We start from the raw sequence: 20,759 nt of genomic DNA on the forward strand, positions 1-20,759 counted from the left end.
TCCGCTCGGCCTCGGCCAGGGCCCGGGCCAGCACCGCCTCGGCGCGGACCTGGACCTCCTTGGCCTCCTCGGTGGCCCGCTCCTTGATCCGGGCGACCTCGCCGGCCGCCCCGCCGCGCAGCTCGTCCGCGTCGGCCTTGGCCTTGACCAGCAGCTCCTCGGCGGTCCTGGCCGACTCCTCGATCTGCGCTATCGCCTGGCGCCGGGCCTCGCCGCGGATCCGCTCCGCCTCGACCGCGCTCTCCGCGCGCAGCGCCTCGGCCTCGGCGCGCAGCCTGGCGGCCTCCTCCTGGTGCACCTGGATCTCGTCCAGGGCCATGCCCTGGGCCTGCTCGACGGACGCGCGGGCCTGCGCCCGCAGCCGGTCGGCCTCGGCCTTGGCCTCCGCGCGGACGCGCTCGGCCTCGGCGGCCGCGGCCTGGCGCAGCTCCTCGGCCTCGCCGGTCGCCCGGCCGACGACCTCCTCGGCCGTCTTCGCGGCCTTGGCCAGGGCGACGGTGGCGCTGGCGGCGCCCTCGGTCCTGGCCGACTCCAGTGCCTCGGCGCGCAGCCGCTCGATCTCCTGCTGGGCCTCGGCCAGCAGCCGCTGCGCCTCGCCCTTGAGCTCCTCGGCCTCCTTGGTCGCGGCGGCGACCATGCGGGCCACCTCGGCCTTGGCGGTGGCGGCCCGCTGCTCGCCGGTGGCCTCGGCCTCGGCCAGCTTGCGCTCGGCCTCCAGCCGCAGCTCCTCGGCCTCCTGACGGAGTCTGAGGATCTCCGCCTCGGCGGCGGCGAGCCGCTCGTCCAGCTCGGCGCCGGCGTCGGCGCGGGCCCGCTCGGCGCGCTCGGTGGCGTCCTGGGCCTGTGCGGCGGCGGCGTTGAGCAGCCGTTCGGCCTCCTGACGGGCGCGTTGCAGCACCGCGTCGGCCTCGGCCCGGGTGGACTCGACGTCGGCGGCGACCTGGGAGGTGGCGGACTCGGCGACGGCCATGGCCTCGGCGCGGGCGGCGGCCAGCATCCGCTCGCACTCGGCCCGGGCCTCCTCAAGGATCTGCCGGGCCTGGGCCTCGGTGCCGGCCCGGGTCTGCTCGGCCCAGGAGACGTTCTCGTTGACGTGCTGCTCGGCCTTGCGCCGAAGCTCGGCCAGCTCGGCCTCGAGGTGGCGGCGGCGGTTCTCGGCCTCGGCCTGCCACTCCGCCTGGATCCGGGCGGAGCGGTCGGCGGCCTCCTGCATCAGCCGGGCGGTGGCGTTCTGCGCCTCCATCCGGGTGCGCTCGGCCTCCTGGCGGAGCTGTTCGGCCTGGGCCTCGGCGTTGCGCAGGATCTGCTCGGCCTGGCCGGCGACGGAGTCGAAGGCGCGCGGCTGGGCGAGCTGCCGCCGTGCCTCGTGCAGCTTGGCGCGGAGGACTTCCACCTGGTAGGCGAGGTCCTCGGCGTGTGTGACGGCCTTCTCGCGCTCCTTGCGGAGCCGGGCCATTTCGGCCTCGAACTCGGCGAGGGTGTCGAGGGTGCCGTCAACCTCGTAGCCGTCGTAGCCCCGCACTCCGCGGTCCCATCCGTCTCCTGCTCGCGTCGCCGCCCGGTGGGCGAACGGATGATGCCGTCCCGCCGACCGGGTGAGCTCCCTGATGAACTCCGTGCCCTACGGAGGAATGGTGTCAGATCCTCGGGTGCCGGGGGGAACCGTGGTCGCCTGCTGAACACAGGCGGAACCCCAGCAGTCCCCTCAGCACCGTCCGACACCGTCGGGCCGCGGCACCGGCGCATTTTCTCACGTCACGGCGTGGGCGCGCAGCGGGTGGAGCCGAATTCCCGGCGGATTCCCGCCGACCGGGGGGCTACTCGTGGGTACCGCCGTGCCCGGCCCCCGGGGCGGCGGTGACCAGCTCGGTCAGCACGCCGCCGCAGTCCTTGGGGTGGAGGAAGGTGATGCGTGAGCCCATGGAGCCGCGGCGCGGCTCGTCGTAGAGGACCCGGACGCCCTTGGACCGGATGTCGGCGGCGTCGCCGTCGACGTCGGCGGTGCCGAAGGCGATGTGGTGGACTCCCTCGCCGTTCTTGGCCAGCCACTTGGCGACCGTGGAGTCCTCCCGGGTCGGCTCCAGCAGCTGCAGGTAGGAGGCGCCGCCGTCGGAGGTCTCGTTGATCTTCAGCATGGCCTCGCGGACGCCCTGCTCCTCGTTGACCTCGGTGTGGAAGACCTCGAAGCCGTAGGTGCTCCGGTAGAACTCGACGGTCTTGTCGAGGTCGAAGCAGGCGATGCCGATGTGGTCGATACGGGTCAGCACGGGAAGCCTCCTGGACGGGTCGTTCCGTCCAGTGCAGCGCATCCGCCCGGGCTCGGGAAAGCCGGACGCACTATGCGCGTGATCACACCGGCGCCTTGGTGACGAGTCGGACGACCGCTCAGTAGATTGAACGCAAAACTCCCTCCTGGACAGCGGTGCCGTGGCACGCCGCCGCCAGACGTCGACGCAAAGGGGCTCGACTTCTCATGAGCAACACGGCTAACACGTCCGTCATCGTCGCCGGGGCGCGCACGCCCATGGGCCGTCTGCTCGGCTCGCTCAAGGGGTTCTCCGGGGCGGACCTCGGCGGCTTCGCGATCAAGGGCGCCCTGGAGCGCGCCGGGATCAGCGGCGACCAGGTGCAGTACGTGATCATGGGCCAGGTGCTGCAGGCCGGGGCCGGGCAGATCCCCGCCCGCCAGGCCGCCGTCAAGGCCGGCATCCCGATGAACGTCCCGGCGCTCACCATCAACAAGGTGTGCCTCTCCGGTCTCGACGCCATCGCCCTGGCCGACCAGCTGATCCGCGCGGGCGAGTTCGACATCGTCGTGGCCGGCGGCCAGGAGTCCATGACCAACGCCCCGCACCTGCTGCCCAAGTCCCGCGAGGGGTACAAGTACGGTGCGGTCGAGCTGCTGGACGCGATGGCCTACGACGGCCTGACCGACGCCTTCGACGGCATCCCGATGGGCGAGTCCACCGAGCACCACAACACCCGCCTGGGCATCGGCCGCCAGGAGCAGGACGAGATCGGAGCGCGTTCGCACCAGCTCGCCGCCGCCGCGCAGAAGAACGGCGTCTTCGACGCCGAGATCGTCCCGGTCGAGATCCCGCAGCGCAAGGGCGAGCCGGTGCTGTTCAGCGTGGACGAGGGCGTGCGCCCGGAGACCACGGCGGAGTCCCTGGGCAAGCTGCGCCCGGCCTTCACCAAGGACGGCACGATCACCGCCGGCACCTCCTCGCAGATCTCCGACGGCGCCGCCGCGGTGGTCGTGATGAGCAAGGCCAAGGCCGAGGAGCTGGGCCTGGCCTGGATCGCCGAGATCGGCGCCCACGGCAACGTGGCCGGCCCGGACAACTCGCTGCAGTCGCAGCCCGCCAACGCCATCAAGCACGCCCTCGGCAAGGAGGGCATCGGCGTGGAGGACCTGGACCTGGTCGAGATCAACGAGGCTTTCGCCGCGGTGGCCGTGCAGTCGGTCAAGGAGCTCGGCGTTTCGCTCGACAAGGTGAACGTCAACGGCGGCGCGATCGCACTGGGTCACCCGATCGGGATGTCCGGCGCGCGGATCGTGCTCTCGCTGGCGCTGGAGCTGCAGCGCCGGGGCGGCGGCGTCGGCGCCGCCGCCCTGTGCGGCGGTGGCGGCCAGGGCGACGCCCTGATCGTCCGCGTGCCCCGCGCCTGACGTTCCCTCACCCGCCCTGCCAGCAACGGAGCTTGGAGCCACCGCATGTCGATCGACGTCCCTTCCCTTGTCGCACAGGCACGAGAGGGGCGGCCGCGTGCGGTGGCCCGGCTGATCTCGCTGGTCGAGGGCGCGAGCCCGCAGCTGCGGGAGGTCATGGCGGCGCTGGCCCCGCTGACCGGCCGGGCGTACGTGGTGGGCCTGACCGGCTCGCCGGGCGTGGGCAAGTCCACCTCCACGTCGGCGCTGGTGACGGCGTACCGCAAGCGCGGCAAGCGGGTCGGCGTGCTGGCGGTCGACCCCTCGTCGCCGTTCTCCGGCGGCGCGCTGCTGGGCGACCGTGTGCGGATGCAGGAGCACGCGACGGACCCCGAGGTCTTCATCCGCTCCATGGCCACCCGGGGCCACCTGGGCGGGCTCGCCTGGTCCGCCCCGCAGGCGATCCGGGTGCTGGACGCGGCGGGCTGCGACGTGGTGCTGGTGGAGACCGTCGGCGTGGGCCAGTCCGAGGTGGAGATCGCCGCCCAGGCGGACACCACGATGGTGCTGCTCGCCCCCGGGATGGGGGACGGCATCCAGGCGGCGAAGGCGGGCATCCTGGAGATCGGCGACGTCTACGTGGTCAACAAGGCCGACCGGGACGGCGCCGACGCCACCGCCCGCGAGCTCAACCACATGCTGGGGCTCGGGGAGGCGCGCAAGCCCGGCGACTGGCGTCCGCCCATCGTGAAGACGGTCGCCGCCAAGGGCGAGGGCGTGGACGAGGTCGTGGAGGCGCTGGAGAAGCACTACGCCTGGATGTCCGAGCACGGGGAGTTGACGGCCCGTCGGCTGCGGCGCGCGTCGGCCGAGATCGAGACGATCGCGCTGACGGCGCTGCGGGAGCGCTTCGGCTCCCTCCATGAGGACAGCCGGCTCGCCGCGCTGGCCGGCCGGGTGACGGCCGGCGAGACCGACCCCTACGCGGCGGCCGACGAGCTGATCGCGACCACGCTGTAGCGCCTGCGCTGTCGCGCCTGTGTCGCGCCAGCCCTGTCGCGCCGATGCCGCACCGCCCGTGCGTCAGGGCTCGACGCCGTCGAAGAGGTCGAGCATGCGGCTGAGCACGTGGACGCAGGTGTCCACGTCCGCGCCGGTCAGGTCGCCGCGCACGCCGCGCAGCAGCGCGTGTTCGCGCGCGACCACGGCCTCGATGGCCGCCCGCCCCGGCTCCGTCAGCCGGATCAGCGAGGAGCGGGCGTGCGCCGGGTTGGCGACGGTCTCGACCAGCCCGGCCGCCGCCGCGTCGTTGACCATGCGCTGGACGAACTGGCGGCTGATCGACTGCGCCCGCGCCATCTGAGGCACCGTCAGGGGCCCGTGCGCGCGGAGCAGGTCCAGTACCGCCCGCACCCCGACCGACAGGCCGTGCTCCGCGCCGTCCAGTTCGATCTTCCGCTGCACCCGGCGGTAGAGCGGACCGACGAGGTCGAAGACCTCCATCAACCGCGGCCCCAGTTCCTCGGGGGGCAGGGGACTCTCTCGCTCGCTCACACCGGGATCATAGATGACAACTCAGTTGTCATCGCCGCCCACTCATGACAACCTGGTTGTCATGAGTGACGGCAACGACCTCAGCTACTTCACTTCCTCCGACGGCCCTCTCGCCTACCGCGACACCGGCGGGGACGGGGCGCCCGTCGTCCTGCTGCACGCCGGCTTCGTCGACCACACCCTGTGGGACGAGCAACTACCGGTGCTCGCCAGGGAGTTCCGCGTCATCGCGCCGGACGCCCGGGGCCACGGCCGGTCCGCCAACGCGAACGGCCCGTTCCGGCAGACGGACGACCTGGCCGGCCTGCTGCGCCACCTCGACCTCGGGCCCTCGGTGCTGGTCGGGATCTCCATGGGGGCGGCCATCGCGGTGGCCACGGCGCTGGAACACCCGGACCTGGTCCGGGCGCTGGTCATCACCGGGGGAGGGGGTGACGAGCGGGAGTTCACCGAGCCGTGGGCCAGGCAGGCGCAGGCCGTCCAGTACCAGGCCCTGGCCCGCGGCGACATCGCGGGCTGGCAGGACGCCTGCGACGCCTGGGTGCACGGGCCGTTCCGGCCGCGGGAGGCCGTCCGGCCGGAGATCTACGCCCGTCTCCGCGCGATGCAGCTCCGGACCATCGCCAAGCACGCGCCCGGCGAGCCGGACTTCCACGTCCCGGTCGAGGGACTGGACGCCAGGGCCGGGCGGATCGGCGTGTCCGTGCTCGCGCTGAACGGCGCGCTGGACGCGCCCGAACTCGTGGCCATCGCCGAGACGGTGGCGCGCGCGGCCCCGCTGGGGCGGACCGCCGTGATCGACGACGCCGCGCACTTCCCCAACCTGGAGCAGCCGGAGGAGTACTCTCGGATCGTCCGGGACTTCGTGCACAGCCTCGGGTCCGTCCACAGCGTGGGATGAGGGCTGGCTTCCTCCCGGGGGCGGGGGCAGGGTGGTCGCATGACGCTCGCCTCGCTCGCCACCCTGCTCGCCGTCTGGGCCGTCGCGCTCGCCAGTCCGGGCCCGGACTTCGTCGCCGTCACCCACGCCGCCGTCGCGCGCTCGCGGCGTGACGGCGTTCTGGTCGGCCTCGGCGTCACCTCCGCCATCGGCGTCTGGGTCTTCGCCAGCCTGGCGGGGCTGACGGTCGTGCTGACGCGGGTCCAGCCCCTGTACGAGGCCGTGCGGCTGGCCGGCGCGGTGTACCTGGCCTACCTCAGCGTCCGGATCCTGCGCTCGCTGCGCCGCAAGGAGCAGGCTGCCGCTGCCCAACTGGCCGACGCCGCCCCCGGCTTGCGGCGTTCCCCGGTGGCTGCCTGGCGATCCGGGTTCCTGACCAACATCGGCAACCCCAAGGCCGCCGTCTTCTTCGGCAGCATCTTCGCCGCGCTGCTCCCGGCCCACCTCGGCTGGGGCTACCGCCTCGGCGTCGGCGCCGCCATGCTGCTGCTGGCAGCCGTCTGGTTCAGCACCGTCGCCGGGCTCTTCTCGCTGCCCCGGATATCCGCCGCCTACCACCGCGCCCGCCGCGCCATCGACGCGGTCACGGGTGTCGTCTTCGCCGCGCTGGCGGTCAGGGTGGCGCTGGAGGACTGACAGGGGAGCACCGGTCCGGTCCGGGGGAGCCCCGGTCCGGTCCGGGAGGGCTGTCCCAGGGTCGGACCGGACCTACCCCCGCCCGCGCAGCTCCCTCAGGTGCTCGGCCACCGGGGCCAAAGCCGTGTACATGGAGGAGACCTGAGCGGGCGTCAGCAGGTCGATGAAGTGCGCCCGGACGCTGCGGACGTGGTCGGGCGCGAGTCGGCGCAGGGTGTCCAGGCCCTTGTCGGTCAGCACCGCGTACAGGCCGCGGCGGTCGCCCTCGCAGTCCTCGCGGGAGACCAGCCCGGACCGCTCCATCCGGGTGATCTGGTGCGAGAGCCGGCTCTTGGACTGCAGCGTAGCCACCGCCAGGTCCGTCATCCGCATCCGCCGCTCCGGGGCCTCGGACAGCTCGACCAGGATCGTGTAGTCGTGCACCGACAGCCCCAAGGGCTGCAGCTCACGCTCGAGTTGGAACATCAGCAGGCGGCTCACCTCGAGGTGCGCGCGCCACAGCCGCTGCTCCTCCGGGGTGAGCCACGGCGTCTCGTCGGCCTCCGTCGTGGTCATGGCGACCAGCATACGAACACCTCGGGCCGCCCAGGCCGCTCGACGTCAGACGCCGAACTGCCGCCCCAGGTCGCCCAGCAGCCCGCCCAGCCCCTGCGGCTGCTGCTGCGGCATGTTCGGGCGGACCGGCCCCGCGCCAGGCACGCCGGGCTCGTTGGGGACCGCGCCGGTCGCCAGCTCCGGCATCAGCACCTCGGTGGACTGGAGCAGCACCTGTCCCGCTCCGACGAACTCGAACTGGTGCTCCTCGCCCGAGGCCCCGCCGATGCCGGTCAGCGCCCGGATGCCGCCCAGCACCCCGCGCATGTAGGAGTGGTCGTAGTGGTGGCATGGCGAGGGGCAGTCCGCCCAGCCCACCAGCGCCTGCGGGTCCACCCGGATCGGCGGCTCGACGAAGTGCACCGGCCCGTTGGAGGCGGCCACGAACTTGCCCGTGCCGATCAGGGTCAGGAAACCGGGGATGATCGACTGCTTGAGGGTCAGGCCCGGTGCGAAGGCCAGCAGGTTGCCGGCCCGGACGGTGAGGTTGCCCTCCTCCAGGTCGTAGGAGTTGACGTCGAACTTCCGGTCGGCGAGCAGGAGTTTGCCCTGCCCCTCGGCCACCACCCAGTCGGCGGCGTGCAGCGGGGAGTGGAAGTTGCGGCGGACCAGCCCGTCCAGGGGGCCGTGCCCGATCGCGTGGAAGTTGATGTTGCCGTAGTAGGCGATCATCTTCCCCTTCTGCAGGAACCACTGCCCGTTCAGGTCCACGCTGAAGGCGTACGCGTTGACGTTGTCGTTGGCCGGGAGCGTGTAGGGGTCGAAGACGACGGGGCCGGGGGCCGCGCCGTGGCCGGGGCCGTAACCGGGGGTGCTCACAGCTTCTCCTCGCTCGCCTGGACGTACACCACGCCGTTCCCGCTCAGCTCCAGCTGGAACGCCTCGCCGCTGCCCCGGCCCACCAGTTCGCGCCAGCCGATCGCCGCCGTCACCTTGCTGCGCACGTCGCCGCGGTGGGCCACGTAGGCCTGCGGGTCGACGTGCACGGGCTTCTGCGGCGTGATCGGCAGCTCGAAGACACCGCCGTGCGCCAGCACCGCGACCGAACCCGTCCCCTGCAGCGAGGTGGTGAACAGGCCCTGGCCGGTGGCCTGGCCGCGAATGATGCCCATCACGCCGCCCTGCTGCCCCATGAACATGGTGGACTGACGCAGCGTCCCCTCGAACACCAGCAGCCGGTCCGCCTCGACGTAGAGGGTGTCGCCGGTCAGCTCGACCACGTGGACGTGGTGGCCCCCGTGCCCGAAGAAGACCGAGCCGGAGCCCTCCACCGTCATCAACGGCGTGTCCTCGTTGGCCAGTCGGCGCCCGATCATCGAGCCGATGCCGCCCTGGCCTCCCGTCAGGTTCGGCGTGAAGCTGACGTCGCCGTGGTAGGCCAGCATCGCTCCGCGCTGGCTGAACAGCCGCTGCCCCGGCAGTACCGGAGCCTGGATCATCTTCGCGTTGATCCGGGTGAAGGCCATCAGAAGTCCCCCGCAAAGGTGGCGCGTTCGGACGGCTGGACGTACACTAGGCCGTCGCCCTCGAACTCGATCTGGAAGCTCTCGCCGCTGCTCTCACCCAGCATCGCGCGCCAGGTCACGCCGGTGCGGAAGTGCTGCTGCAGGTTGCCGGTGTGCGCCACGTACGCGCCCGGGTCCACTCGCAGCGGCAGCCCGGGCGCGACCCGCAGCACGATCGCCGGTCCGGCCGAGGTCACCGCGGCCCAGCCGACGCCCTCGACCTTCGTCGTGAACAGCCCGTTCCCGGCGGAGGCGCCGCGCAGCCCGGTGAACTCCGTGCCGGTGCGCAGCGTCGCCTCGGTGGCGAGCAGGTTGCTCGCCTCGACGTGCAGCCGCTCGCCGTTCAGCCGGACCAGGTTGATCTCGGTGGCCCTGTCGGCGAAGTAGCAGGTGCCCTGCCCCTGCACCTCCATCACCTGCATGGACTCGCCGGTCAGCCGCCGGGTCACCATGCCGCGCAGGCCCTCGCCGCCGCCGGACATCTTCTTGAAATTCATCTGGCCCTCGTAGGCGACCATCGAGCCCTGACGGGCCTTCACGGAGTCGCCGGCCAGGTCCACCGCGAGGACCTTCGAGCCCTGCATACGAAACTGCGCCACGGCGACACCGTAGTGGCAGTCGCCGAGGCGCAGACAGGGAAGGTAAGAGGTTGTTTCAGTTCTGTGGCTGAGTCGCGGCCTGGTGCGGAACCTCGCCGGGCTGCTCGCCGGCGGCCGTCTCCACCTCCAGCAGCGAGGCGCTGTGCCGCTCCGCCTCGAAGGCCGCCGCGCCGCCGCGCAGCCCGAACAGCCGCTTGGCGAACAGGATGTAGACGACGGCGAGGGTGTTCAGCACCAAGGTGACGATCTTCACGGCGCTGACGTGCTCGTGCAGCTCGTAGCCCTCCAGCGGCAGGAACGCCGCGGTGGCGACCACCGTCAGGTACTCCGCCCAGCGCTTGGCGGCCCACAGGCCGAAGCCCTCGACGATCTCGATGGCCGCGTAGACCACCAGCGCCACGGCCGTGATGACCAGCGTGCTGTGCTTGTAGTTGAAGGTCTTGCGGATCGTGTCGACGATCGCCGAGTGGTCCAGGTCGTAGTGGAAGTGCTGGGCGATCGGCTTGAACAGCGTCAGGTTCTGCTCGAACAGCTGCTGCACGGACGACTGGCTGTTGCTGAACCGCCAGACCGCCCACGCCACCAGCACGATGAACAGGCCCCGGACGATCCGCTCCACGGCCAGGAAGCGCAGGATGAACAGGTCGCGCAGCGCCTTGCCGCGCGGGACCAGCGGTGCGTCCTCCGCCTTGCCGGTGCCGTGCGGCTCGCCGAGGGCGAAGTCCCCGCAGCGCAGGCAGCGCCAGGCGCTGCCCAGTGCGGTGCTCGCGTGCAGCCGGGCGGCCAGGTCGGGCTCGGTGGGGCGGTAGGTGATGTGGCCCTTGCGGGCGCACGTTCTGCGGTTCCAGTCGAGCTTCATGTCGGCGTCGGCCCCCGGCTCGGTTGATCTGACGTCTCGTGGTGATCTGACGAGGGGTGAGAATAGCGGGCGCTCTTGCCGACCCCCTGTCGGAAACCACGGACGGGCGTCGTCGATACTTGGTTCCGGACCCCCGTCGTCCGGCCGCCCGTCCCTAAGGAACCCTTCGTGAAGACCACCGCCGTCCACCGCCTCCGCCTGGTGTCCCTGCCGGAGGGCGTGTCCTTCCTGCTGCTGCTCGTCTGCTCGGTGCTGAAGCGGACCACCAGCTTCAACGCGGTGCCGGTGATGGGCATGGTGCACGGCCTGCTCTTCATCTTCTACGTGGTCTTCGCGCTGATGGCGTGGAAGGAGCAGGGCTGGACGTTCAAGCGGGCCGCCCTCGTCCTCGTCCTGTCCGTGCTGCCGACGGGCGGCTTCTTCGCCGAGCGCATGCTCAAGGCCGAGGAGGAGCGGACCGCGCCGTCCTACGCGTGAGTCGGTTACGGGTACGGTTACTGCGTGCCCAAGCCGCTGAGCCTCCACTTCGACCCCATCGCCCGCGCCGACGAGCACTGGCGGGAGCGATGGGGCTCGGTGCCGTCCATGGCGGCGATCACCTCGGTGATGCGGGCCCAGCAGATCCTGCTCGGCCAGGTCGACGCCGTGCTCAAGCCCTACGGCCTCACCTTCGCCCGCTACGAGGCGCTGGTGCTGCTCACCTTCTCCCGCAGGGGCGAACTGCCGCTGTCCAAGATCGGCGAGCGGCTCATGGTGCACCCCACCTCGGTCACCAACACCGTTGACCGGCTTGAGCGTTCGGGCCTCGTCGCGCGCCGGCCCAACCCGGACGACGGCCGTGGCGTGCTGGCCTCGATCACGGCCAAGGGCCGCCGGGTGGTGGAGGAGGCCACGCGCGACCTGATGGCCATGGACTTCGGGCTGAGCAGCTACGACGAGGACGGCTGCCGCGCGATCTTCGAGGTGCTGCGCCCGCTGCGGGTCGCCGCCGGCGACTTCGCCGAGGAGGGCGGGCCCGCGATGCCGACGGGCGGGGCGGCGTAAGGCACCGTCTTCCGGAGGCGTACCCTCCTTGACTATGAACAAGTCGAACCCGCTGCTGACGGCCTACCGCGCGTTGGCCTATGTGACCGGCGTCGGCCTGGTCATCCTCACGATCGCCTGCATCGCCAAGTACGGCTTCGGTACGGGCACCTCCGTCGTCATGATCGTCGGCACGCTGCACGGCTGGCTGTTCCTCGGCTACGCCGTGGTGGCCTTCACCCTCGGCAACAAGGCGAACTGGCCGATGGGGAAGATGGCCTGGACGATCCTCGCCGGCACCATCCCCACGGCCGTCTTCTTCGTCGAGCGCCGTGTGGTCGCCGAGCTGACCCGCGACCTGGCCGCGAAGGACGAGCAGCTGGTCAAGGCCTGAGAGCCCCCTCCGGCTTCGGTACGCACGCAGAAGGCCCGCCACCCACCCGGGTGGCGGGCCTTCTGCGTGACAGATAGTAGGACGTCCGAGTAAATTGCTAGGACGTCCTACTAATCCACCCGAGGGGCCTGCCGATGGACGCCCAGGAGATGGCCGCCGCGCGTGAGCGCTGGCAGCGTCGCTACGACAGCGCGCGCAAGCGCGACGCCGACTTCACCACACTGAGCGGGGACGAGGTCGAGCCCGTCTACGGTCCGCCGGAGGGGCAGGCGTACCCCGGCTTCGAGCGCATCGGCTGGCCGGGCGAGTTCCCGTTCACCCGCGGCCTCTACGCCACCGGCTACCGCGGGCGTACCTGGACCATCCGCCAGTTCGCGGGCTTCGGCAACGCCGAGCAGACCAACGAGCGCTACCGGATGATCCTCGACGCGGGCGGCGGCGGCCTGTCCGTCGCCTTCGACATGCCGACGCTGATGGGCCGCGACTCGGACGACCCGCGTTCGCTGGGTGAGGTCGGTCACTGCGGCGTGGCCATCGACTCCGCGGCCGACATGGACGTCCTGTTCAAGGGCATCCCGCTGGGCGAGGTCACCACCTCGATGACGATCTCCGGCCCGGCCGTCCCGGTCTTCTGCATGTACCTGGTCGCGGCGGAGCGCCAGGGGGTGGACCGGGGCGTGCTCAACGGCACCCTGCAGACGGACATCTTCAAGGAGTACATCGCCCAGAAGGAGTGGCTGTTCGCGCCCGAGCCCCATCTGCGCCTGATCGGCGACCTGATGGAGTACTGCGCGCACAACATCCCCGCCTACAAGCCGCTGTCCGTCTCCGGCTACCACATCCGCGAGGCGGGGGCCACGGCCGCGCAGGAGCTGGCCTTCACGCTGGCGGACGGTTTCGCCTACGTCGAGCTGGGCCTGTCGCGCGGCCTGGACGTGGACGTCTTCGCACCGGGGCTGTCCTTCTTCTTCGACGCGCACCTGGACTTCTTCGAGGAGATCGCCAAGTTCCGTGCGGCCCGCCGGATCTGGGCCAAGCGCCTGCGCGACGTCTACGGCGCGAAGACCGAGAAGGCGCAGTGGCTGCGCTTCCACACCCAGACCGCGGGCGTCTCGCTGACGGCGCAGCAGCCCTACAACAACGTGGTGCGCACGGCGGTCGAAGCCCTCTCGGCGGTGCTGGGCGGCACCAACTCGCTGCACACCAACGCGCTGGACGAGACCCTGGCCCTGCCGAGCGAGCAGGCGGCGGAGATCGCACTGCGGACCCAGCAGGTGCTGATGGAGGAGACCGGCGTCGCCAACGTGGCGGACCCGCTGGGCGGTTCCTGGTACGTCGAGGCGCTGACGGACCGGATCGAGGCGCAGGCGGAGGCCATCTTCGACCGCATCGAGGCGATGGGCCAGCCCGGCCACCCGGTGGGCCCGATGACCGCGGGCATCCTGCGCGGCATCGAGACCGGGTGGTTCACCGGCGAGATCGCGGACGCGGCCTTCGCGTACCAGCAGGCGCTGGAGAAGGGCGAGAAGAAGGTCGTCGGCGTCAACACGGCGCTGGGTTCGGTCACCCCGCCGCTGGAGATCCTCCGCGTCAGCCACGAGGTCGAACGCGACCAGGTCGCCCTCCTCGCCGCCCGGCGCGCGCAGCGCGACGAGGCCGCGGTGCGGGCGGGCCTCGACGAGATGATCGCCGCGGCGCGCAACGGCGGGAACATGATCCCCCCGATGCTCGACGCGGTCCGCGCGGAAGCCACCCTCGGCGAGATCTGCGACGCGCTCCGCGCGGAGTGGGGCACCTACACGGAACCCGCCGGCTTCTGAGCCCCGACGGGGACCCCGTCAGGGGCGCGGGGAATCCCCCCCGGGCGGGGAGGTGCCCCCAGCGCGACCAAGCCACCACTCGGGGAGGTCCGGCCCCATCTGCGGGACGAACCTCCCCGGGGGTGGGCCGCTCACGCTGGGGGTACCTCCCGCCGTGGGCGCACCCCCGGCCGAAGGCTGGGGGAGGGTGGGGGATTCCCCGCGCCCCCGGAGGCTGCGCCGCCTGACGGGGCCGCTGTCAGTGGTCAGCGTTAGCGTCCAGGGGTGGCGGACTGGCGGTGCAGTGGCATGCGGTGGCAGGGCGGCCGGCCCCAACTGCTCTGGGAGCGGGACCGGGTGAGTCCCCTCCCGCTCGGCGGGCCGTTCGGGTTCGCCGTCGTCGGCACCCGCCGCTGCCTCGGCGCGCAGGGGCTGCCCTGTCCCCGCCGCGCGGATCTCCCGGGCGACTCCACCCGTGCGCTCTGCGCGGACTGCACGGCTTTCGACCGCCGCCACTCCGTCGCCGCCGACACCGCGATGGACGACCCGCGGCCGTTCCGCCTCTACCTGGCCTGGTTCGGGCCCGGCCTGCTCAAGCTCGGCATCACCGCCGCCGAGCGCGGCGACGCCCGCCTGCTGGAGCAGGGCGCGCTCGCCTTCACCTGGCTGGGCGAGGGGCCGCTCGCCGCCACCCGTCGCGCCGAGTCCGCGCTCGGCGCGGCTCACGGCATCCCGGACCGCATGCGCATCGGCGCGAAGCGTGCGGCCCGGACCTCGGCGGCAGGCGTGCCCGCTGTCGAGGCGGCCGGTCAACTCCTGGCCGCAGCCGACGCCTTGCAGACCTCCTCGGCATGGCCCGACACCCTGGCAACCCTGTCCCCGGCCGTCGTGGACCAACGTCGGGTCTTCCGGCTGCCCGCCGCCGGGCCCGCACCCGAGGTCGCGGTGACGTCCCTGCACCCGGGCGCGACCGCCGTGGGCCGGCTGGTCGCCGTCGTGGGGTCGGACGCGTACGTGGACCTGGACCTCGGTCGGCGCGCCCTGCTCCCGCTCCCGCTGCTCGCCGGCTGGTCGTTGACCCGGCCCGCCGGCCCCACGACCGCACCGCTCGCCGACCTCCCGGCCCCCGCGGATCCCGGCCTGTTCTGACCTCCCGCCAAGCCCTGCTGACCGACCGTCAGACCGCACCCAGCGGCTGGAGCAGCATCGTGGTGAAGCGGGCGATCCACTCGGGGGTGGCGGGGCGGCCGCTGACGAGGACGCGGTGCTCGACCGCGCCGGCGATGGTGTCGAAGATGATGTCGACGTCCGCCTCGGCGGCCTCCTGGCAGGAGTCCGGCGGGAGTTCGCCGCGGGCCTGGGCCGCCGCCCGGCCCAGGTGGACGAGACGTTTCTGCGGATCGATGATCGCCTCGCGGACCCGGCGGCGCAGCAGCGGGTCGCGCGTCGCCTCGGCGAAGAGGGCCAGCAGCGCGGCCTGGGTCTCGGGCATCGCCAGCAGCGCCGCGAACTGGCCCACCACGGCCTCGATGTCGGCCTGGAGGCTGCCGAGGTCCTGCATCTCCAACTCGTCGAAGAGCACCGCCACCGCGGCCACCACGAGGTCGTTCTTCGAGGCCCAACGGCGGTACACGGTGGTCTTGGCGACGCCCGCGCGGACCGCGACATCGCCCATCGTCATACCGCCCCAGCCGAGTTCGGCGAGCGCCTGGCGGGTCGCGGCGAGTATGGCCCGGTCGGCGTCGGTGCTGCGCGGGCGGCCCTTGCGGACGGGGGCGGTGGTCACGGCGGGCCTCCTCACAGCAGCGGCGCGAGCGACAGGGACGACACGGACGGCGGGAACGGCAGGAACGGCAGGAACGGCAGGAACGGCAGGAACGGCAGGAACGGCAGGAACGGCAGGCAAGAAGATTTCAGGAATGTGAACTCCTCCTCGCAGGTTACCCACGGGTCACCTGGGCGGGGGAAGAGGCGTGGAGCCGGGAGTGGCGCAGCTCACGTGCGCCCCTCTTCAGAGCCGCCCGAGGCGGCATATACGCTACGAGTCGTAGCGAAAGGCGACAACCACGCTGCCGCGCGGATGGGGATCCGCGCACCGAGAGGGTCACAGCAGGCCACGGTACGGGCGTCTGCGGCGTCCCGGCCCCCGCAATCCGGCGGGGTGTCAGGAACACGCGGGCGGCCCGCTTTCCGTGTGTCCGCCCGTGTGTCCGCGGGATCTGGGCAGAACAAGGCCGATGACGGGGGAGGATAGACCCATGCAGCCACGGAACAACATGTCCCTGCGCGGCGCGGTCGACCTCGCCGCGGTGAAGGCGGCGGCGATCGCCGCCGCGAAGGCGGAGCAGACGCGCGCCGCGCGCGCCCGCCAGGCGGAGGCCGGGGAGGCCCCCGCCGAGCCCCTGGTCTTCGATGTCACCGAGGCCGATTTCGAGTCGGTGGTGGTCCCGCTCTCCGCCGAGGTCCCGGTCGTGCTGCTGTTCTGGGCCGAGGGCTATGCCCCCGCCGAGCAGCAGGCGGAGGTGCTGAGCAAGCTCGCCACCGAGGAGGACGGCCGCTTCGTGCTGGCCAAGGTGGACGTACGCGACGCCCAGCAGCTCGCCGCGCAGCTGCAGATCCGCGACCTGCCGACGGTGCTCGCCGTGGTCGCGGGCCAGCTGGTGCCGCTGTTCGAGGGCCCGGTCGGCGAGGAGGACTGCCGCCGCCTGCTGGACCAGCTGATCCAGGTCGCCGAGCAGCGTTTCGGCATCGTCGGCCAGACCGGGGTGCGCAGCGCGGCCGGCGCGGTGGCCACCGCGCCCGAGCCGCCGGCCGACCCGGCGCTGACGGCCGCTCACGAGGCGCTGGACCAGGGCGACTTGGGCGGGGCGATCCAGGCCTACAAGAACGTGCTGGCCTCCGACCCGGCCAATCTGGAGGCCAAGCTGGGGCTGGCCCAGGCCGAACTGCTGCAGCGCACCAAGGGTGTGGACCCGCGTCAGGCCCGCGAGGCGGCGGCGCAGCGCCCGAAGGACGTCGACGCCCAGATCACCGCGGCCGACCTGGACCTGCTCGGCGGCCACGTCGAGGACGCCTTCGCGCGACTGGTCGACACCGTGGGCGCGACGGCGGGGGAGGACCGGGACAAGGCGCGGCTGCACCTGCTGAGCCTGTTCGAGGTGATCGGCGCGGAGGACCCGCGCGTGGTCAAGGCCCGTGGGGCGCTGGCACGGAAGCTGTTCTGAGGTGCCTGAGGGAGTGTCACTCCAGCGCGACGATACGTCGACACGTCCACGCTAGTTATCAAATCTTGACAAGGGGCCGCGGTCGTCACGGAAGGTGGCGGCCGCTGTCTGTTTCGTCCGAGTTTCCGGAAATTTGACCCGGCGTCACTTGCCTTGCTGGTGACGCTGGGTGGATGTGGTGGTGGTCACGAGCGGCCTCCGGTTCACGCACTCCTTACTCATCGGTAATGAAGTACTTGTGTCGAGGCGCGGTTTGGACCACGATCGGCACGCTCGGTCCGTTATCCCCGCATCGGCAGCCAGTCGGGACGAGGAGGACGGAATCCCCACCGGGCGTGGGAACCGGCAGGTGCCGGATCCCTCATGGGGACAGGGGGGTCTTCGCCTTCCCCGGCGAAGCCTGTCCTCGAACAGCGGTCCCGCTCCCCTGCGGGGCCGGTGGTTGTCGCTCGGGGGTGATCGCCGATGCTGCCGGTCAGTCCAAGTCCGGTAACAGCCGACGCGCTCTCCTTTCCGAGGACGTAGCTCTTCTCCCCATCTCCGGCCGGGGCCCTGCGGGGCGGGTCGGACGGAGATGTACGTCCGAGAAGGAGGACCTTCTTCAATGTCCCAGACCTACGGCAAGACCAGCTGGAAGCGCTTCGCCGTCGTCATGGTCCCGACCGTCGCCGCGACCGCGGCCGTCGGCATCTCCATGGCGCAGGGCGCGCTCGCCGCGTCGTTCGCCGTTTCCGGCGTCCACGCCACCATCTCTGCCAAGGACCTGACCGGCTCCGGCTTCAACCAGTACGGCTCGGTCGACGGCGTGATGGACCCGACGACCGGCAAGCCCGTCAACACCCCGGTGGCGGTGTCCGGCTTCACCACGGCGCACATCACCAACCTGTGCCAGTCGGTCGTCGTCCCGCTTCCCTTCACCCTGCCCGGTGGCGAGAAGTCGGTCACCATGACCATCACGGGTGGCGACAACGGCAAGACGGTCGACGCGTCCAACATCATCCTGGACATGGACGACCTGAAGGCGGACTCCGCCACCTTCGGCAACATCCAGATCGGCCGGGCCGCCGGCACGATCGACCAGGGTCCGGTGGACCCGGCGGCCAAGGCCCTCCCGGGCTTCGGGGCGTCCTTCGCGCAGCAGGCACAGACGGCTGCCCTGCACAACGTGCTGCAGTCGTCCTACGCGACCTCGGCGGACACCTTCACGCTGACCAACATGCACCTGGGTCTTTCGGCGGGCTCGAAGCCCTGCACCCAGCCGCACGACTGATCAGATGCCGTTGCCGGGGCGGGGGTCGACCCCGCCCCGGCGCGGACCCCAGCACATCCCCCACTCCACCCCAGGGAGCTGCCACGTGACGAGCGCGACTGTGTCGGCGCAGCCCAAGCCGGCGAACGGTTTCAGCCGGGCCCGCCGAGCGTTCCGAAACTGGCGTCGCACCCGCCCGTTCTGGGCCGGGCTGTTGATCCTGCTGGCCGCCGGGCCGATCCTGTACTTCCCTTACGCCTCACTGAGCATCGGCGTACTGCGTATCCAGATGGCGACAACGGCTGGTGCCGGCTCCGCCGTGATCGGTCTGCTGCTGGCCGCGCTGGGCATCTCCGTCTGGTTCCAGCTCCACATCCGCGTCTTCGCCGGCATCGCCGCGATCGTGCTGAGCCTGGTCTCGCTGCCGGTCTCCAACTTCGGCGGCTTCGGCATGGGTCTGCTGCTGGGGCTCTTGGGCGGCATGCTGGCGCTCTCCTGGGCGCCGCTCAAGGCCGCGCCCGAGGCCGCGCCCGAGGCCGCCGCCGCGCCCGCCGAGGCCGTCGCGGAGGAGGAGACCACCCCGATCGCCGCGATGATGCAGGTCGACGAGGCGCCCACCGCCGTACTGCCCGAGCAGAAGACCGATTCCCTGGACGAGGAGGAGGCCCCGCGTGGCGAGTGAGAACGAGGAGACGCCGCGTCCGGTGCGTCGTAGCGTCGCCCGCCATGCCAGGCCCCGGTTGACGGTCCGTCGGCGGATGCAGGTCCCGATGGGCCGCGCCATAGCGATCACCGCGATGCCCACCGCCCTGCTCATGGGCACGCTCGCGCCCAAGCTCGCGTTCGCCGCGACCAAGGCGCCGCAGGCGACCACGGTCGCGGACAGCACACCGAGCGGTGACAGCTGCACCAAGGGCAGCAACACGCCGTCGGCCACCCCCAGCGGTGCCTCGGCCGCCGCCAAGGCCGCGGCCAAGGCGGCGAAGGCCCGGCAGCAGCAGGTGGGTTCGGCGGCCTCGTCGGTCGCCGGAGCGGCCGCGTCCACCGCGGCCGGCGCCGCCTCCGCGGCGGCGTCCCCGACGCAGTCGGGCACCAAGTCGCTGCTCCCGACGCAGCAGCCGAGTGCCTCCGCCAGCGCCACCCTCACGCCCACCGCCAGCCCGTCGGCCTCCGCGTCGTCGAGCGGCACGTCGACCGATCCGATCACGGGTCTGCTGAACGGCCTCGGCGGCCTGCTGGGCCTCGGCCACGCGGACACCACATCCGGCGGCGACACCCGCACCGCGGACTCCAAGCCCAGCGCGTCCGCCTCGGCCTCTCCCACGGACAGCGCCCCGGCCGCCGCCCCGAGCAGCGCCATGCCGACGGCGAGCTCGTCCGCCCCGGCCCCGGCGTCCGCCTCGGCGACGCCGAGCGCGACTGCCAGCAGTTCGGCCGCTCCCTCGAACTCGCCCTCACCGAGCCCGAGTTCGACTTCGACGGACCCGAACAAGCAGTGCGACATCAGCGGCATGGCCGCTCCGCTGGACAGCACCAACTCGAACGCGATCTTCCCGGCCGAGTCGTGGACCCTGCACGCGTCCACGCTGAAGCTGACCAACTCGATCTTCCACGGCGTGGTCACCGTGCACACGCAGGGCGGCGACAAGCGCGTGCTGAAGTTCACCGCCACGGCCATCGACATCGGCGACCTGGACATGTCGACGACGCAGCGGGACCAGAAGCTGCACGTGCAGGGCGCCAAGGGCTCGACGTCGACGATGCGCAACGGCACCGTGACCATGTACGTCGAGAAGCTGTCGGGCAAGCTGGAGGCGGCGGAAGGCCTGCCCCTGGGCATCCTCAACGTCAATCTGACGCTGACGCCGGACACCCTGCCCCAGTGGCTGTACAACCTGGTCGGGTCCGTGCCGATCCCGCTCAACATGACGCTGAGCGGCGTGGAGGTCATCCAGGCCGGGCAGTTGGGCGGCGACCTGACCATCCCCGGCATGCACCTCTACTACACCACCAGCTGATCCCTCAACTCGTGCGCCCCAGGCCGGCCCCAGTGCCTAGCCTGGGGCGCATGCTGCTGTTCGCGCCGGCGTACGTGTATCCCGCGACCGACCCGGGCTTCTGGGACGCGCTGGTGTCGGCGCCCGACCGGCTGGCCGGGGTGGTGCTCAACCCCGCGAGCGGCGTGGGCGGGGCGCCCGACCCGGTGTGGGAGGCCGCGGCGGAGAAGGTGGCCGCCGCCGGAGTGCCGTGCTACGGCTACGTGGACACGGCGTACGCGACCCGCGCGCACGCGGACGTCGTGGCCGAGGTCGCGGCGTACCGGCGGTGGTACCGGGTGGAGGGCGTCTTTTTCGACCAAGTGAGCTCGGGGGACCGGGAGTTGCCCTACTTCCGGCGGCTCGGGGTGGCGGCCCGGGAGCTGGGGGCCGCGCGGCTGGCGCTGAACCCCGGGGTGCACCCGCAGCCCGGCTACGCCGGGCTGGCCGACGTGCTGGTGACCTTCGAGGGCAGCCAGGAGGAGTACGGCGCACTCCAGGTGCCGCCGTGGGTACGGGAGTTCCCCGCGGAGCGGTTCTGCCACCTGGTGTACGGCGCGACCGCCCCGGTCGGGGCGACGGCCCTGGCCCGCCACGCGGCGCTGAGCTGGTCCGCGCCCGGCGGGCTGCCGAACCCGTGGCAGGGGGCCTGCCACTGAGAAGGCAGGAGGCCCCCACCCACCGGATGGGAGCCT

At 72.0% G+C, this 20,759-nt stretch carries 22 protein-coding genes and 1 pseudogene; 14 read left to right on the plus strand and 9 right to left on the minus strand.

All coding sequences use genetic code 11. The features are described from left to right. Positions 1-1,522 (minus strand): annotated as a pseudogene (locus ACFP3V_RS10450) (hypothetical protein); the annotation flags it as partial. 295 nt (positions 1,523-1,817) lie between these two features. After that, entirely contained in the window at positions 1,818-2,267 is a 450-nt protein-coding gene (gene mce / locus ACFP3V_RS10455) for a methylmalonyl-CoA epimerase (protein WP_380582270.1), read from the minus strand. Between the two features lie 206 nt (positions 2,268-2,473). On the opposite strand from mce, the gene ACFP3V_RS10460 reads away from it, so the two are divergent. Both ACFP3V_RS10460 and meaB read left to right on the plus strand, forming a co-directional pair. Next, positions 2,474-3,673 (plus strand): acetyl-CoA C-acetyltransferase, encoded by a 1,200-nt coding sequence (locus ACFP3V_RS10460; protein ID WP_380582272.1) that lies wholly within the window; start codon positions 2,474-2,476, stop codon positions 3,671-3,673. 45 nt (positions 3,674-3,718) lie between these two features. Beyond that, on the plus strand, positions 3,719-4,672 hold the full coding sequence (gene meaB / locus ACFP3V_RS10465; protein WP_380582274.1) for a methylmalonyl Co-A mutase-associated GTPase MeaB: 954 nt from the start codon (positions 3,719-3,721) through the stop codon (positions 4,670-4,672). Between the two features lie 63 nt (positions 4,673-4,735). Here the strand turns inward: meaB and ACFP3V_RS10470 are convergent, their stop codons facing one another. Next, on the minus strand, positions 4,736-5,155 hold the full coding sequence (locus ACFP3V_RS10470) for a MarR family winged helix-turn-helix transcriptional regulator (RefSeq protein WP_380582359.1): 420 nt from the start codon (positions 5,153-5,155) through the stop codon (positions 4,736-4,738). Positions 5,156-5,267: 112 nt separating this feature from the next. Between ACFP3V_RS10470 and ACFP3V_RS10475 the strand changes: the two genes are divergently transcribed. Next, entirely contained in the window at positions 5,268-6,107 is an 840-nt protein-coding gene (locus tag ACFP3V_RS10475; RefSeq protein WP_380582276.1) for an alpha/beta fold hydrolase, read from the plus strand. Positions 6,108-6,146: 39 nt separating this feature from the next. Continuing rightward, on the plus strand, positions 6,147-6,782 hold the full coding sequence (locus ACFP3V_RS10480; RefSeq protein WP_380582278.1) for a LysE family transporter: 636 nt from the start codon (positions 6,147-6,149) through the stop codon (positions 6,780-6,782). A 72-nt stretch (positions 6,783-6,854) separates the two neighbouring features. Here ACFP3V_RS10480 and ACFP3V_RS10485 read toward each other — a convergent pair whose 3' ends face one another. Genes ACFP3V_RS10485 through ACFP3V_RS10505 form a run of 5 tightly spaced genes read right to left on the minus strand, consistent with a single transcriptional unit; the run spans position 6,855 to position 10,339 of the window. Beyond that, positions 6,855-7,337 carry a MarR family winged helix-turn-helix transcriptional regulator gene (locus ACFP3V_RS10485; RefSeq protein ID WP_380582280.1) on the minus strand — a complete coding sequence of 161 codons (483 nt, stop codon included), beginning with the start codon at positions 7,335-7,337 and terminating at the stop codon, positions 6,855-6,857. A 45-nt stretch (positions 7,338-7,382) separates the two neighbouring features. Then, the gene (locus ACFP3V_RS10490; protein ID WP_380582282.1) at positions 7,383-8,195 is read right to left on the minus strand and encodes an AIM24 family protein; all 813 of its coding nucleotides are present in this window, start codon (positions 8,193-8,195) and stop codon (positions 7,383-7,385) included. Continuing rightward, positions 8,192-8,842: an AIM24 family protein gene (locus tag ACFP3V_RS10495; protein ID WP_380582284.1), complete on the minus strand. Its 651-nt coding sequence runs from the start codon at positions 8,840-8,842 to the stop codon at positions 8,192-8,194. The genes ACFP3V_RS10490 and ACFP3V_RS10495 overlap by 4 nt, the downstream gene beginning before the upstream one ends. Further along, positions 8,842-9,480, minus strand: coding sequence for an AIM24 family protein (locus tag ACFP3V_RS10500; protein ID WP_380582286.1), 639 nt, complete (start codon positions 9,478-9,480; stop codon positions 8,842-8,844). The genes ACFP3V_RS10495 and ACFP3V_RS10500 overlap by 1 nt, the downstream gene beginning before the upstream one ends. A 55-nt stretch (positions 9,481-9,535) precedes the next feature. Beyond that, positions 9,536-10,339 (minus strand): DUF2127 domain-containing protein, encoded by an 804-nt coding sequence (locus ACFP3V_RS10505; RefSeq protein ID WP_380582288.1) that lies wholly within the window; start codon positions 10,337-10,339, stop codon positions 9,536-9,538. 168 nt (positions 10,340-10,507) lie between these two features. Between ACFP3V_RS10505 and ACFP3V_RS10510 the strand changes: the two genes are divergently transcribed. The 5 genes from ACFP3V_RS10510 to ACFP3V_RS10530 all read left to right on the plus strand — a co-directional run bounded on the left by ACFP3V_RS10510 (position 10,508) and on the right by ACFP3V_RS10530 (position 14,704). Beyond that, positions 10,508-10,816: a DUF3817 domain-containing protein gene (locus ACFP3V_RS10510; RefSeq protein WP_380582290.1), complete on the plus strand. Its 309-nt coding sequence runs from the start codon at positions 10,508-10,510 to the stop codon at positions 10,814-10,816. A gap of 24 nt (positions 10,817-10,840) precedes the next feature. Beyond that, entirely contained in the window at positions 10,841-11,383 is a 543-nt protein-coding gene (locus tag ACFP3V_RS10515; protein WP_380582292.1) for a MarR family winged helix-turn-helix transcriptional regulator, read from the plus strand. Between the two features lie 34 nt (positions 11,384-11,417). After that, entirely contained in the window at positions 11,418-11,756 is a 339-nt protein-coding gene (locus ACFP3V_RS10520) for a DUF3817 domain-containing protein (RefSeq protein ID WP_380582294.1), read from the plus strand. Between the two features lie 134 nt (positions 11,757-11,890). Next, on the plus strand, positions 11,891-13,576 hold the full coding sequence (locus ACFP3V_RS10525) for an acyl-CoA mutase large subunit family protein (RefSeq protein WP_380582296.1): 1,686 nt from the start codon (positions 11,891-11,893) through the stop codon (positions 13,574-13,576). A gap of 288 nt (positions 13,577-13,864) precedes the next feature. Then, entirely contained in the window at positions 13,865-14,704 is an 840-nt protein-coding gene (locus ACFP3V_RS10530; protein WP_380582298.1) for a DUF2797 domain-containing protein, read from the plus strand. A gap of 28 nt (positions 14,705-14,732) precedes the next feature. Here ACFP3V_RS10530 and ACFP3V_RS10535 read toward each other — a convergent pair whose 3' ends face one another. Then, the gene (locus ACFP3V_RS10535) at positions 14,733-15,341 is read right to left on the minus strand and encodes a TetR/AcrR family transcriptional regulator (RefSeq protein ID WP_380582300.1); all 609 of its coding nucleotides are present in this window, start codon (positions 15,339-15,341) and stop codon (positions 14,733-14,735) included. A 472-nt stretch (positions 15,342-15,813) separates the two neighbouring features. Between ACFP3V_RS10535 and ACFP3V_RS10540 the strand changes: the two genes are divergently transcribed. The 5 genes from ACFP3V_RS10540 (at position 15,814) to ACFP3V_RS10560 (ending at position 20,723) form a co-directional block, all read left to right on the plus strand. Continuing rightward, the gene (locus tag ACFP3V_RS10540) at positions 15,814-16,779 is read left to right on the plus strand and encodes a tetratricopeptide repeat protein (RefSeq protein ID WP_380582302.1); all 966 of its coding nucleotides are present in this window, start codon (positions 15,814-15,816) and stop codon (positions 16,777-16,779) included. A 604-nt stretch (positions 16,780-17,383) separates the two neighbouring features. Beyond that, a complete protein-coding gene (locus ACFP3V_RS10545) occupies positions 17,384-18,049 on the plus strand; it encodes a DUF6230 family protein (protein WP_380582304.1) in 666 nt (221 codons plus the stop codon). A gap of 85 nt (positions 18,050-18,134) precedes the next feature. Next, on the plus strand, positions 18,135-18,710 hold the full coding sequence (locus ACFP3V_RS10550; protein WP_380582306.1) for a DUF6114 domain-containing protein: 576 nt from the start codon (positions 18,135-18,137) through the stop codon (positions 18,708-18,710). Continuing rightward, positions 18,700-20,046, plus strand: coding sequence for a hypothetical protein (locus tag ACFP3V_RS10555; protein ID WP_380582308.1), 1,347 nt, complete (start codon positions 18,700-18,702; stop codon positions 20,044-20,046). The genes ACFP3V_RS10550 and ACFP3V_RS10555 overlap by 11 nt, the downstream gene beginning before the upstream one ends. A gap of 50 nt (positions 20,047-20,096) precedes the next feature. Beyond that, positions 20,097-20,723, plus strand: a complete 627-nt coding sequence (locus ACFP3V_RS10560; protein WP_380582310.1) for a spherulation-specific family 4 protein — start codon at positions 20,097-20,099, stop codon at positions 20,721-20,723. The last annotated feature ends 36 nt before the right edge of the window (positions 20,724-20,759 follow it).

Origin of the sequence: Streptacidiphilus monticola, from assembly GCF_042658505.1 — a bacterium.
In the GTDB taxonomy this organism is placed as follows: Bacteria; Actinomycetota; Actinomycetes; order Streptomycetales; family Streptomycetaceae; genus Streptacidiphilus; species Streptacidiphilus monticola.

What these genes read in the sequence shown, in the direction of transcription:
- ACFP3V_RS10505 (WP_380582288.1), bottom strand. Translation starts at nt 10,339, where the DNA reads ATGAAGCTCGACTGGAACCGCAGAACGTGCGCCCGCAAGGGCCACATC.
- ACFP3V_RS10460 (WP_380582272.1), top strand. Translation starts at nt 2,474, where the DNA reads ATGAGCAACACGGCTAACACGTCCGTCATCGTCGCCGGGGCGCGCACG.
- ACFP3V_RS10475 (WP_380582276.1), top strand. Translation starts at nt 5,268, where the DNA reads ATGAGTGACGGCAACGACCTCAGCTACTTCACTTCCTCCGACGGCCCT.
- ACFP3V_RS10530 (WP_380582298.1), top strand. Translation starts at nt 13,865, where the DNA reads ATGCGGTGGCAGGGCGGCCGGCCCCAACTGCTCTGGGAGCGGGACCGG.
- ACFP3V_RS10485 (WP_380582280.1), bottom strand. Translation starts at nt 7,337, where the DNA reads ATGACCACGACGGAGGCCGACGAGACGCCGTGGCTCACCCCGGAGGAG.
- ACFP3V_RS10470 (WP_380582359.1), bottom strand. Translation starts at nt 5,155, where the DNA reads ATGGAGGTCTTCGACCTCGTCGGTCCGCTCTACCGCCGGGTGCAGCGG.
- ACFP3V_RS10560 (WP_380582310.1), top strand. Translation starts at nt 20,097, where the DNA reads ATGCTGCTGTTCGCGCCGGCGTACGTGTATCCCGCGACCGACCCGGGC.
- ACFP3V_RS10520 (WP_380582294.1), top strand. Translation starts at nt 11,418, where the DNA reads ATGAACAAGTCGAACCCGCTGCTGACGGCCTACCGCGCGTTGGCCTAT.
- meaB (WP_380582274.1), top strand. Translation starts at nt 3,719, where the DNA reads ATGTCGATCGACGTCCCTTCCCTTGTCGCACAGGCACGAGAGGGGCGG.
- ACFP3V_RS10525 (WP_380582296.1), top strand. Translation starts at nt 11,891, where the DNA reads ATGGACGCCCAGGAGATGGCCGCCGCGCGTGAGCGCTGGCAGCGTCGC.
- ACFP3V_RS10480 (WP_380582278.1), top strand. Translation starts at nt 6,147, where the DNA reads ATGACGCTCGCCTCGCTCGCCACCCTGCTCGCCGTCTGGGCCGTCGCG.
- ACFP3V_RS10545 (WP_380582304.1), top strand. Translation starts at nt 17,384, where the DNA reads ATGTCCCAGACCTACGGCAAGACCAGCTGGAAGCGCTTCGCCGTCGTC.
- ACFP3V_RS10540 (WP_380582302.1), top strand. Translation starts at nt 15,814, where the DNA reads ATGCAGCCACGGAACAACATGTCCCTGCGCGGCGCGGTCGACCTCGCC.
- ACFP3V_RS10495 (WP_380582284.1), bottom strand. Translation starts at nt 8,842, where the DNA reads ATGGCCTTCACCCGGATCAACGCGAAGATGATCCAGGCTCCGGTACTG.